The sequence below is a fragment of the Geodermatophilus sp. URMC 63 genome (assembly GCF_053502565.1).
Window position 1 is genome coordinate 1,398,581 of the sequence record NZ_CP199956.1, and the last position, 12,096, is coordinate 1,410,676.

Consider the following 12,096-nt stretch of genomic DNA (forward strand, 5'->3'; position numbering starts at 1 on the left):
CGTGCTCGCGGCGGAGCCGGGCGAGGGGGCCGGCCGTCCCTCTCCTGCGCACCCACCCCTGGAGATCTGAACCGTGACCGAGACCCCTGCCCGCGACCGCGTCGAGCCGGTCGACCTCCAGCAGGAGATGCAGCGCAGCTACATCGACTACGCGATGAGCGTCATCGTGGGGCGCGCGCTGCCCGAGGTCCGCGACGGCCTCAAGCCCGTGCACCGCCGCGTGCTCTTCGCGATGTACGACCAGGGCTTCCGCCCCGACCGCGGGTACGTGAAGTGCGCCCGCGTCGTCGGTGAGGTGATGGGCAACTACCATCCGCACGGCGACAGCTCGATCTACGACGCCCTCGTGCGGCTGGCCCAGCCGTGGTCCATGCGCTACCCGCTGGTCGACGGCCAGGGCAACTTCGGCTCCCCGGGCAACGACCCGGCCGCCGCGATGCGCTACACCGAGGCCCGGCTGACGCCGCTGGCCATGGAGATGCTGGCCAACATCGACGAGGAGACCGTCGACTTCCAGCCCAACTACGACGGCAAGAACCAGGAGCCGCTGGTCCTGCCGGGGCGCATCCCCAACCTGCTCGTCAACGGCTCGGCCGGCATCGCCGTCGGCATGGCCACCAACATGCCGCCGCACAACCTGCGCGAGGTCGCCGCCGCGGTGTTCTGGGTGCTCGAGCACCCCGACGCCGAGCCGGAGGAGGCCCTGACCGCGTGCATGGAGCGGATCAAGGGCCCCGACTTCCCGACCCACGGCCTCATCGTCGGCCGCGAGGGCATCGACGAGGCCTACCGCACCGGCCGCGGCTCGGTCCGCATGCGCGCCGTCGTCACCGTCGAGGAGGACGCGCGCGGCCGCGTGCAGCTCGTCGTCACCGAGCTGCCCTACCAGGTCAACCCGGACAACCTCGCCGAGGCGATCGCCGAGGCGGTCAAGGACGGCCGGCTGCAGGGCATCAGCGAGATCGCCGACGAGTCCAGCGACCGGGTCGGCCGCCGGCTGGTCATCACCCTGCGCCGCGACGCCGTGGCCAAGGTCGTGCTGAACAACCTCTACAAGCACACGCAGCTGCAGACGTCGTTCGGCTGCAACATGCTCTCGATCGTCGACGGCGTCCCGCGGACGCTGCGCCTCGACGAGCTGGTGCGCCTCTACGTCGACCACCAGATCGAGGTCATCCAGCGGCGGACCCGCTACCGGCTGCGCAAGGCCGAGGAGCGCGCGCACATCCTGCGCGGCTACGCCAAGGCCCTCGACCAGCTCGACGCGGTCATCGCGCTCATCCGCAGCAGCGAGTCGGCCGAGGCGGCGCGCAGCGGCCTGATGGAGCTGCTCGACGTCGACGAGATCCAGGCCGTGGCGATCCTCGACCTGCAGCTGCGCCGGCTGGCCGCCCTCGAGCGCCAGCGGATCATGGACGAGCTGGCCGAGATCGAGGCCCGCATCGCCGAGCTGCAGGCGATCCTCGACTCGCCGCAGCGGCAGCGGGAGATCATCCGCGACGAGCTGGCCGAGATCGTCGAGAAGTACGGCGACGACCGGCGCACCAAGTTCGTGGCCAACGACGGCGACGTGACGATGGAGGACCTCATCGCGGAGGAGGAGGTCGTCGTCACCATCACCCGCACCGGTTACGCCAAGCGGACCAAGAGCGACCTCTACCGCTCCCAGCGCCGCGGCGGCAAGGGCGTCATGGGTGCGGCCCTGAAGCAGGACGACATCGTCGACCACTTCTTCGTCGGCTCCACGCACGACTGGATCCTGTTCTTCACCAACAAGGGACGGGTCTACCGGGCCAAGGCCTACGAGCTGCCCGAGGCCAACCGCACCGCCCGTGGCGCGCACGTGGCCAACATCCTGGCGTTCCAGCCCGACGAGAAGATCGCCCAGGTCATGCAGATCAAGGACTACGGGGTCGCCCCCTACCTGGTCCTGGCCACGGCGAACGGCCAGGTGAAGAAGACCCGGCTGACCGACTTCGACAGCCCGCGCACCGGCGGTGTCATCGCCATCAACCTCCGCGACGGCGACGAGCTGGTCGGCGCGGCACTCATCGACCCGGAGCAGGACCTGCTGCTGGTGACCCGCAAGGCGATGTCGATCCGGTTCAAGGCCGACGACGCCACGCTGCGGCCGATGGGCCGGGCCACCGAGGGCGTGCGCGGCATCTCCTTGGCGGGCGACGACTCGCTGCTGTCGATGATGGTGGTCCAGGAGGGCGTCGACGTCCTGGTGGCCACCGAGCGCGGCTTCGCCAAGCGCACCGGCATCGAGAACTACCCGCCGCAGGGCCGCGGCGGCAAGGGCGTGCTCACCGCCGACCCCAAGGCGCGCAAGGGCAACCTGGTCGGGGCCCTGGCGGTGCAGCTGGGCGACGAGCTCTACGCGATCACCTCCGGCGGCGGCGTCATCCGGACGCCGGTCAACGGCGTGCGCCACAACAAGGACCGGGCCACCATGGGTGTCAAGCTCATGAACTTGCCCGAGGACGTGACGATCGTGGCGATCGCCCGCACGACGGACAACGACGAGCCCGCCGCCTAGGGTGAGACCTGGAGCAGGAGGGACCGTGGCCGCGCGCCACGCGTCCCCCGGGCCTCCTCCTGACGGGAACCGGCGCCCGGGCGCCTCCGGCACCGAGCCGGGGCACCCGGACGCGAGAGCGCGGCGAGGGCCGCAGGCGAACGGGAGACTGGCATGAGCGACCGGCCGCAGGCGGTGCGCACCGGGGTCCGCCCGGACGGCGCGCCCGGAGCGGACAGGGCGCCCGGGGCAGACCCGTCGCCGACCGCCCCGGTGGGCTCCCCGCCCGCCGGCACCTCCGCTGCCGGCGCGTCGGCTGCCGGCGCCTCCGCCGCCGGGACCTCGGGGTCCGGCGCCTCGGGGACGCCTGCCGCGGGGGCCCCCACCGCCGGCTCCTCCGCTGTCGGCGGGTCGCCCACGGGCACCTCCCCGGCCGGCCAGCCGGCTCCCGGCGGCGCGCCGTCGCTGAGCAAGCCGGCCACCGGGCAGGCGCCCGTCCCGCAGGCGACCCCGTCGCCGGCCGGCGCTCCCGGCGTCCCGCCGGCCGACCCGGCCACGGGCTCGTCGGGCGCGGGCTCGTCGGGCGCGGGCTCGGCGGGCGCGGGCTCGTCGCGCACGGACTCGTCGGGGACCACGCAGACCATCACCCCGGGCGCCGCCGCTCCGCCGCCGGCCGCCGCCCGCGGCGGCCAGCAGGTGACCGGCGGTCAGCAGGCGGCCGGTGGCCAGCAGGTGACCGGCGGCCAGCAGGTGACCGGCAAGGCCGCCAAGCGCGGCGTCCGCGGTCCGCGACGGGCCCGCCTGCAGCTGCGGCACATCGACACCTGGTCGGCGCTGAAGATCTCGCTGGTCCTGTCGATCGCGCTGTTCTTCATCTGGATGGTCGCGGTCGGGATCCTCTACGGCGTCCTGTCCGCGGTCGGCGTCTTCGACACGCTCAACGACCTGTTCGGCCAGCTCGGCACCGCGTCGGGCGGCGAGGGCGGCGGCGAGGTCATCACCCCCGGCATCGTCTTCGGCGGCGCCGCGGTGGTCGGTGCGATCAACATCGTGCTCATGACCGCGCTGTGCACCGTCGCGGCGTTCATCTACAACCTCTGCGCCGACCTGGTCGGCGGCCTCGAGGTCACCCTCGCCGAGCGCGACTGAGGAAGGCCCCCTCGTCGCGGCGGCGAGGACGCCAGGTAGGCTGATCGAGGTCCACGGGCCTGTAGCTCAGGCGGTTAGAGCGCATCCCTGATAAGGATGAGGCCGGAGGTTCAAGTCCTCCCAGGCCCACCCGTGTACCGGTGCCCCGGCGCCGGACGGCCCCGTCGTCACGGCGCGGGGGCGCCGTCGACCGCAGGAGGTACCGCGTGTTGAAGAAGCTGGCTCTGGCCGCCGTCGCGGCCGCCGGTGTCGCCGCCGTCCGCCGCCGCTCCGGTGCAGCGGGCGCGGGCGGCAAGGCCGAGGCGGACCTCTGGCACGAGGCCACCAGCGGCCCACAGGCCGTCAGCCGGCCCACCACCCGCTGACCCCCGGCCCCTCGGGGCCGTCCGGGGCGCAGCTCCCGGGGACGTAGCTCAATTGGCAGAGCACCGCCTTTGCAAGGCGGGGGTTAGGGGTTCGATTCCCCTCGTCTCCACCAGCTCGACAGGCCCTCCGCCTGCGTTTCCACCGTTTCATCTCGTCCCTCGGCGGCCCGCTGAGGGTGCTCGGTCCGCACGTGATGGAACGCAGCCTGTCGAAGCGTTCTGCGACCTCGTCCACGTGTCGTCGAAGAGGTCCGCGTACCGGTCGAGCGTCATGGCCGCCGAAGCGTGCCGTTTGCTCCTGGGGCTTTGCTCCGGGCTCGTGGACGAGGCTCCCGAGCAGCTGAGCGGGTGCGAGCGGCGTCAACCGCCAGGTTTGTCGGTAGCCTGTGATCATGACGGCTGGCGCTGCAGAGGATCAGCCCCTGGCCGGATGGGACCCGCGTCGCCGCGCTGCTCTCGAGGCCGTGTGGGAGCAGTTCCAGCAGGCTGCTGGCGACGTGAGCCTGAGCGACGAGCTCATTGCTGATCGCCGCCGCGAGGCTGCCGCTGAGGACTCCTCGGCCCGCGGGTGATCGTTTTTGACGCCTCAGCGCTGCTCGCCCTTCTCCACCGCGAGGCCGGCTGGGACGTCGTCGCGCGGGCCGCCGCCATGGACAGCGTGGCCGTGAGCGCCGTCAACTACGCGGAGGTCATGCAGAAGGCGGCTCAACACGCGATCGCCGCTGAGGACGTGGACGCGGCGCTGGAGGGCCTGGGCGTTGTCGTGAGCCCTTTCGGGCGACTCGACGCTCGCCTCGCCGCTTCGTTCTACCGGCATCGATCCGGTCTGGGCCTGGGTGACCGCGTCTGCCTCGCGCTCGCACACAGCCTCTCAGCCCCAGCCCTCACCGGCGACCGCGACGGGGAGCGTTGGGCCGACGAGCTCGGCGTGGACCTACGGATCATCCGCTGAGGGCGTCGCTCGAGACCGGTCGGAAACCCGCAGCTCGGACCGGGTCACAGGCCGGAGGGACCAGCTGCTCGGGCGCCTTCGGTCGAGTGTGCAGGGCGGGGGTCGAGGGTTCGGTTCCCCTCGTCTGCGCCTCCCGGCCCGCCGGTCCCGTCGACCGGGGAGCCCGCCTCAGGCCGGCACGGTCGCCGGGCGGACGGCGGCGGCGCGGTCGCTGAGCCAGCCCAGCAGCTGCTCGGGCGGCAGCGGCCGGCTCAGGTGGTACCCCTGCACCTGGTCGCAGCCGAGGTCGGCGAGCGCGTCGACGGTGGCCTGGTCCTCGGCGCCCTCCGCGACCAGCACCAGCCCGAGGGCGTGCGACAGCTGCAGCGTCGAGGTGACGATGGCGGAGTTGCGCGGGCTGTCGACCATCGTGCCCACGAACGCGCGGTCGAGCTTGAGCTCGGTGACCGGCAGCTCGGCGAGGTAGGCCAGGCTGGAGTAGCCGGTGCCGTAGTCGTCGATCGCGATGCCCACCCCGGCGTCCCGCAGCCGGCGCAGCACGCTGACGGCGCGCTCCCGGTCCTCCATGAGCAGGCTCTCGGTCACCTCGAGGACCAGCGCGGACGCCGGCAGGCCGTGCGCCTGCAGCCGCTGGGCCACCTCCTCGGGGAAGCGGTCGTCGACCAGGTTCGACGGGCTGACGTTGACCGCGACGCTGAGCCGGTGGCCCAGGTCGGACCAGGCCCGCGCCTGGGCGAGGGCGAGGTCGAGCACGGCGACGGTCAGCTCGCCCATGAGCCCGGAGGACTCGGCCAGCTCGATGAAGGCGTCGGGGAACAGCAGGCCGTGCTCGGGGTGGTGCCAGCGCACCAGCGCCTCGGCCCCGACCACGTGGTCGCCGTCGAAGGCGAGCTTGGGCTGGTAGTGCAGCACCAGCTCGCCGCCGGCGATCCCCCGGCGCAGCTGGTCGGCCAGCTCCAGGCGGTGGCGGCCCTGCCCGTCGCGGGCCTCGTCGTACACGGCCACGCCGGTGCGGCGGCGCTTGGCCGCGTACATCGCCAGGTCGGCCATCTGCAGCAGCCCCTCGGCCCAGTGGGCCTGCGCCGGGCCGACGGCGATGCCGATGCTGGCGTCCACGGTGAGGTCCATCGAGCCGGACCGGAACGGCTGCTGCAGCCGCGTGCGGATCCGCTCTGCCAGCGCGCTGGCGCCGTCGGCGTCCAGGTCGCGGGCGAGGACGACGAACTCGTCGCCGCCCAGGCGGGCGAGGACGTCGGTCGCGCGCAGGTCCGGGACCAGCCGGGGACCCACCTGGCGCAGCAGCTCGTCGCCGGCCGCGTGGCCTAGGGAGTCGTTGATCTCCTTGAACCGGTCGAGGTCGATGAGCAGCACGGCCACCTCGCCCCCGGCGGCCAGCTCCGCGTCGAGGGGCGCCAGCAGCTCGTACACGCCGCGCCGGTTGACCAGGCCGGTGAGCTCGTCGGTGCGGGCCTGGCGGCGGCTGTCGGCCAGGGCCTTGACCACGCGGAAGGACAGGCCGGTGCGCGCCAGGGCGGCCAGGACCGCCCCGATGGCCAGCCACCCGGCCAGTGGCTCGCCGGTGCCCAGGTAGCCGTACAGCAGCAGCGCGAGGGCGCCGACGGCACAGACGCCGGGCAGCACCAGCGCCTCGGTGCCCTCGCGGCGCCGGGCCCGCTCGGCGGCGGGACGGCGGGTGGCGGCCGCGCCGAAGCAGGCGAACGCCAGCGCCCAGCCGAGGTCGACCGGGCCGCCGTCGACGTAGGTGCCGTGGGCCAGCTGGAAGGCGTAGACGGTGTCGACGACGACGAACAGGCCCATGCCGCCGGAGATCCACCACCACGCGGGGCCCGCGCCGCGGCCGATGACGGCGATGCCGCCGCCCACCAGCGTCAGCAGCGCGAGGTCGGCCACGGGGTAGGCGAGGCTGACCAGGACGACGTCCAGCTTGCCCTCGGCCGCGCGCACCGCCGCGCCCAGGGCGAAGGCCGCGCCGGCCGCGGCGACGGTCAGGCCGACGACGAGGCCGTCGAGCCACACGCCGGCGCCCAGCCGCGTGACCCGGGTCCGCAGCATGCCGGTCAGACCGGCGTACACGAACGGGTAGAACAGGACCCAGCCGAGGTCCGACCACGCCGGGTAGGGGACCACGGCGAGGTCCTGGTAGCGCGCGTAGTAGACCAGGGTGCCGGCCAGGAAACTGGCCAGACCCAGGCCGAAGGCGGTCCACGCGCGGCGGTCCTGGCGCGAGGCGGCGGCCCGGCAGAACGCCAGGCCGATGACGGCGGCGACGAAGACGGTCTGGCACCACCCGTCCAGGACGAGGGAGAAGCCGGCCTCGGGCCGGACGCCGGGCAACAGGGAGACCGTGTACGGGACGCCGCAGCCGGCCGCGACCACCGTCAGGGCGCGACGGAGGACCCGCGAGCGGTCGGCAGCCGGCCGGGGAGCGGGCGACGGGGAGTGGAGCACGGACAGGCCATCGACGGCGAGGCGCGTCTCCTTGACGGGACCGTCCCGGAACACCCCCTCAGGGGGAGCCGCACGGTCCCCGCGCCCGGCCGCTCAGCAGGCCGGTCGCCGTCGTCCCCGGGCCGGCGGGAGGAGCAGCGCGACGCCGGCCGTGAGCTGCCGGCCGGTGGACACCAGGACCGGCACCGGCCGGAGCAGCCGCTGCTCGTCCCGCGGGACCGCCCGGGCACGGGATGGGAGAGTGGACGTCGTGACCGAAGCGACTCCTGCACGCCGTGCCGTGCTCCACACCAACCACGGCGACATCACCGTCGACCTGTTCCCGGACCACGCGCCCAAGACGGTCGCGAACTTCGCGGACCTGGCCGAGGGGCGCCGCGAGTGGACCCACCCGCGCACGCGCGCGAAGACCACCGACCGGCTCTACGACGGCACCGTCTTCCACCGGATCATCGACGGCTTCATGATCCAGGGCGGCGACCCGCTGGGGCAGGGCATCGGCGGCCCCGGCTACCAGTTCGGCGACGAGATCCACCCGGAGCTGGCCTTCACCCGCCCCTACCTGCTAGCCATGGCCAACGCCGGCCCCGGCACCAACGGGTCGCAGTTCTTCATCACCGTCGCCGCCACCCCGTGGCTGACCGGCAAGCACACGATCTTCGGCGAGGTGGCCGACCAGGCCGGCCGCGAGGTCGTCGACCGGCTGAGCAAGGTCGCCACCGCCCGCGGTGACCGGCCGGTGGAGGACGTCGTCCTGCAGTCGGTCGAGGTGCAGCGCAGCTGACCGCCTCTCCGTCCGACGGGGGCGCCGGCGACGTCCCACCGCCGCCGGCGCCCCCGCCGACCACCTGCTACCGGCACCCCGACCGGCCGACCGGGGTCCGCTGCACCCGCTGCGGCCGGCCGATCTGCCCCGAGTGCATGACGCCTGCCTCGGTCGGCTTCCAGTGCCCCGACGACGTCCGGGCGGGCAACGCCGGCGTGCGCCGCGCCCGGCCGGTCCCGCGCTGGACCGCCGTCCGCCGCCGCTTCGGCCCGGTGACCACCACCCTCGTCGCGATCAACGTCGTCGTCTTCCTCGTCACCGCCGTCTCCGCGGTCTCCGCCGGCGAGAGCGCGCTGGAGAACTGGCGCTCCCCGGTCTTCCAGGAGTTCTCCCAGGTCCCCGTCCTCGTCGACGTCTTCGGGCAGGACTGGCGGCTGATCACGGGGGCGTTCCTGCACATCGGGATCACCCACCTGCTGCTGAACATGCTCAGCCTGCTCGTCTTCGGCCCCGAGCTGGAGGCCCGGCTGGGCTGGTGGCGCTACCTGGCGGTCTACCTGGTCTCCGCCCTCGGCGGCTCGGTGGCCATCCAGCTCTTCGGTGAGCCCGGCCGCCCCGTCGCCGGGGCCTCGGCGGCCCTCTACGGCCTCCTCGGCGCCCTGGGCGTCCTGATGCTCGTCGCCCGGCAGGACCTGCGGGGGCTGCTCACCCTGCTGGCCATCAACGTCGTCATCAGCTTCCTGCCGGGGGTCTCCCTGCTCGGGCACATCGGCGGGTTCGTCGCCGGTGTCCTCGCCACCGGCCTGCTGGTCCTCGGCCGGGGCCGCGCGGGGCTGCAGGCGGCCGGGCTGGTGCTCCTCGTCGCCGTGCTGGTGACCCTCGCGCTGGCGGTCTCGGTCCCCGTGGTGGTCCTCGGCCTCTAGAAGGACCCTCCTGCCCCCCACCACTCGCTGGCGCTCGTGGCGGGCCTCTGCAGGAGGGCCGCCTGCCTCCCACCACTCGCTGGCGCTCGCGGGCTCGCGGCGGGCCCCCGCGGAGAGGCCTCCCAGCACGTCATGATGGGCGCAGGGCCTCCAGCGTCTGCGCGACCGCGGCGGGGTCGGTGCCCAGGTCGCGGCGGCCCAGCAGCACCAGCGTCCCGTCGTCGTCCGGACCGCCGGCGGTGTCGAGCTCCAGCAACCGCGAGCGCACCCCCAGCCGGCTGGTCGTCCGCAGCCGCACCCGCAGGCCGGGCCAGGGCAGCCGCGTCCGGCCGGTCAGTGTCCGGACCTCCACGCCGCCGTCACCTGCTGACAGCCGCGGCCGCAGGACCACGTCGCGGACGGCGAGGCCGAGCAGCAGCAGTCCCGCCGCGCCGACCAGCACCCTGCCGACGGCGTCGAGCCCCACGGCGGCCAGTCCGAGCAGCGCGCCGGCGAGGGCCAGGGTGACCGTCCCCCCCGTCCGCGCCGACCACTGCACGTCCCCAGCCTCCCAGGCGACCGCGGCCGGACGTGGCCGAGTCCGTCCACAGGCCCGCGTCCCTGGGGACGGCCGCCCGCCAGGTCGCATCTGGCCTGCTCACCGCGCGTGTCGACTCCTCGATATGGAGTGGTCGGTTGCGCAGGGTGATCGTCCGTCCGCAGCCGCTTGTCGGCTTGTCCCCAGCTGGGTACACACCTGGGGACAAAGCACAGAGCTGTAGTTACTCGGCCGCTCTTCTCGTCACACCTGTCCCACGCGCCACATCCGCCCAGCTCAGCGACGTGTGGTCGAACAGGCGTTCTCCACACGTGGTGGACAACCCTGGGGGTGGAGCGCCATGTCGACCTGTGGACGGGCCGACCGCCTGTGTACAGCGGCCGCTGCCCCCCGGGGGACCGGCGTCCGGTCGGCTGGTGTAGACCCCCGGACACACGAGAGGCCCCCGTCCCCGGGGGACGAGGGCCTCGTCGGGCGGTCGCCGGCCCCTCCGCGGGGCCCCGCCGTCAGCGCCAGCGCATCGACATGACCAGGCCGAGCACCATGGCGCCGAAGCCGATGGCGAAGTTCCAGGCCGACAGCGACACCATGAACGGGATCTGGTCGCCGGCCACGTAGTAGACGACGATCCACAGCAGCCCGAGCACCATGAGCGTGACCATGAGCGGCGCGTACCAGCGCGGGCTGGGCTGGGCGGCACGCGCCTGCGACGCCCGGGACCGCAGCACGCCCTCCGGCGGCGTGTAGACCGACTTCTTCCGCACCTTCGACTTGGGCACTCGTACCGACTCCTGCTCCCCGGGGCACCGGTCCGTCGCGACCGGCACGCACTCGTCCCAGCCTAAGCTGCGGGTGGACCAGGGCGGTCCGCACGCGGGCCGTCCCTCCCCCACGTGTCCCTGGAGGCCCCCGTGACCCCGCCACCGACACCCGGGACCCCGCCGCGCGGGCGCTCGGCGTGGGGCGCCCTCGTGCCCGTGGTGGCGCTGGCGGCGGGGCTGCTGTTCGCCACCTCCAGCCAGACCGCCCAGGGGTCGGACCTGCGCGCCGGTGACGTCACCGAGCTCTCGACACTGATCGCCCAGCGCAACGAGGTCATCGCCGACCAGGAGGCGCAGCTGCTCGACCTGCAGCGGCGGGCGGAGGCGCTCACCGACCAGGCGGCCTCCCGCGACGGCGCGGTCGCCGCCGCCCAGGCCGCTGCGGACGGCGGCGCGCTGTCGGCGGGGCTGGTGGCCCTGCGCGGGCGCGGCGTGGAGATCACGCTGGACGACGCGCCGCGCCGTCCCGACGGGAGCCTGCCCACCGGGGCCCGGCCCGACGACGTCGTCATCCACCAGTCCGACGTGCAGGCGGTGGTGAACGCCGTCTGGGCCGCCGGCGCCGACGGTGTGGCGGTCATGGGCCAGCGGCTGGTGGCCACCAGCGCCGTCCGCTGCGTGGGCAACGTGCTGCTGCTGCACGGCCGCACGTGGTCACCGCCGTTCGTGGTGAGCGCGATCGGGGACCCCGCCACCATCCGCACGCAGCTCTACGCCTCCCCGCAGGTGCAGCTGTTCCTGCAGGCCGTCGACGACTACGGGCTGGGCTTCGCCTTCCGCGAGCAGGCCGACCTCACGCTGCCGGCCTACGACGGCCCGCTGGCGATGCAGTACGCCACGGCGGCCGACGGCTGAACCAGGGGCGGGTGCACCGCCCGCCGGTGTACACAGGGACGGTGAGCCGTCGCGTCCTCGTCGTCGACAACTTCGACAGCTTCGTCTACAACCTGGTGCAGTACCTGGGCCAGCTGGGCGTGGAGTGCGTCGTGCGGCGCAACGACGCCGTCGGCGTCGACGAGCTGGCCGACCTCGACGTCGCCGGGGTGCTGCTGTCCCCCGGCCCCGGGACCCCCGCCGGCGCCGGCGTGACCGTGCCGATGGTGCGGGCGGCCGCGGAGGCCGGCACGCCGGTGCTGGGCGTGTGCCTCGGCCACCAGGCCGTCGCGGAGGCCTTCGGTGCCGAGGTGGTGCGCGCGCCGGAGCTGCTGCACGGCAAGACCAGCGAGGTGGTCCACGACGGCGTCGGCGTGCTGGCCGGGCTGCCCTCGCCGTTCACGGCCACCCGCTACCACTCGCTGGCCGTCGACCGGACGACCGTGCCCGCCGAGCTGGAGGTCACCGGGACGACCCCGTCGGGGATCGTGATGGCGCTGCGGCACCGGGAGCTGCCCGTCGAGGGCGTGCAGTTCCACCCCGAGTCGGTGCTCACCCAGGGCGGGCACCGGATGCTGGCCACCTGGCTGGAGGCCTGCGGCCTGGCACCGGACCCGGACGTCGTCGAGGCCGCCGCGGCCGGCGCCCGCCGGCTCTCCGCCGCCGCCGGCTGAGCTCCCCAGTCCTGCGACGACACGAGGGCCCCCTCCCGTCCGGGA

The 12,096-nt window shown here is 74.1% G+C and carries 11 protein-coding genes and 2 tRNA genes; 10 read left to right on the forward strand and 3 right to left on the reverse strand.

All coding sequences use genetic code 11. From position 1 onward, the window contains the following. Positions 1-73 precede the first annotated feature (73 nt). The 6 genes from gyrA (at position 74) to ACWIZO_RS06810 (ending at position 4,987) form a co-directional block, all read left to right on the forward strand. Positions 74-2,542, forward strand: coding sequence for a DNA gyrase subunit A (gyrA, locus tag ACWIZO_RS06785; protein ID WP_448641736.1), 2,469 nt, complete (start codon positions 74-76; stop codon positions 2,540-2,542). A 153-nt stretch (positions 2,543-2,695) separates the two neighbouring features. After that, entirely contained in the window at positions 2,696-3,670 is a 975-nt protein-coding gene (locus ACWIZO_RS06790; protein WP_448641737.1) for a DUF3566 domain-containing protein, read from the forward strand. Positions 3,671-3,725: 55 nt separating this feature from the next. Further along, positions 3,726-3,799, forward strand: a tRNA-Ile gene (locus tag ACWIZO_RS06795). A 77-nt stretch (positions 3,800-3,876) separates the two neighbouring features. Next, on the forward strand, positions 3,877-4,035 hold the full coding sequence (locus ACWIZO_RS06800) for a DLW-39 family protein (protein WP_448641738.1): 159 nt from the start codon (positions 3,877-3,879) through the stop codon (positions 4,033-4,035). A 37-nt stretch (positions 4,036-4,072) separates the two neighbouring features. Further along, positions 4,073-4,148: transfer RNA gene (locus tag ACWIZO_RS06805), tRNA-Ala, on the forward strand. A 455-nt stretch (positions 4,149-4,603) separates the two neighbouring features. Beyond that, entirely contained in the window at positions 4,604-4,987 is a 384-nt protein-coding gene (locus tag ACWIZO_RS06810; RefSeq protein ID WP_448641739.1) for a PIN domain-containing protein, read from the forward strand. A gap of 168 nt (positions 4,988-5,155) precedes the next feature. Here the strand turns inward: ACWIZO_RS06810 and ACWIZO_RS06815 are convergent, their stop codons facing one another. Further along, complete coding sequence (locus tag ACWIZO_RS06815) at positions 5,156-7,342, reverse strand: putative bifunctional diguanylate cyclase/phosphodiesterase (protein ID WP_448641740.1); 2,187 nt, start codon at positions 7,340-7,342, stop codon at positions 5,156-5,158. Between the two features lie 364 nt (positions 7,343-7,706). On the opposite strand from ACWIZO_RS06815, the gene ACWIZO_RS06820 reads away from it, so the two are divergent. Next, on the forward strand, positions 7,707-8,240 hold the full coding sequence (locus tag ACWIZO_RS06820) for a peptidylprolyl isomerase (protein WP_091368626.1): 534 nt from the start codon (positions 7,707-7,709) through the stop codon (positions 8,238-8,240). 137 nt (positions 8,241-8,377) lie between these two features. Beyond that, entirely contained in the window at positions 8,378-9,145 is a 768-nt protein-coding gene (locus ACWIZO_RS06825) for a rhomboid family intramembrane serine protease (protein WP_448641741.1), read from the forward strand. A gap of 130 nt (positions 9,146-9,275) precedes the next feature. On the opposite strand, the gene ACWIZO_RS06830 is transcribed toward ACWIZO_RS06825, so the two are convergent. Both ACWIZO_RS06830 and crgA read right to left on the reverse strand, forming a co-directional pair. Further along, positions 9,276-9,683, reverse strand: a complete 408-nt coding sequence (locus tag ACWIZO_RS06830) for a PH domain-containing protein (RefSeq protein ID WP_448641742.1) — start codon at positions 9,681-9,683, stop codon at positions 9,276-9,278. 506 nt (positions 9,684-10,189) lie between these two features. Next, a complete protein-coding gene (crgA, locus tag ACWIZO_RS06835; RefSeq protein ID WP_448641743.1) occupies positions 10,190-10,462 on the reverse strand; it encodes a cell division protein CrgA in 273 nt (90 codons plus the stop codon). A 132-nt stretch (positions 10,463-10,594) separates the two neighbouring features. Here crgA and ACWIZO_RS06840 point away from each other — a divergent pair, with 132 nt between their 5' ends. Both ACWIZO_RS06840 and ACWIZO_RS06845 read left to right on the forward strand, forming a co-directional pair. Beyond that, positions 10,595-11,359, forward strand: coding sequence for a DUF881 domain-containing protein (locus ACWIZO_RS06840; protein WP_448641744.1), 765 nt, complete (start codon positions 10,595-10,597; stop codon positions 11,357-11,359). A 41-nt stretch (positions 11,360-11,400) separates the two neighbouring features. After that, complete coding sequence (locus ACWIZO_RS06845) at positions 11,401-12,051, forward strand: aminodeoxychorismate/anthranilate synthase component II (RefSeq protein ID WP_446757994.1); 651 nt, start codon at positions 11,401-11,403, stop codon at positions 12,049-12,051. Positions 12,052-12,096 lie beyond the last annotated feature (45 nt).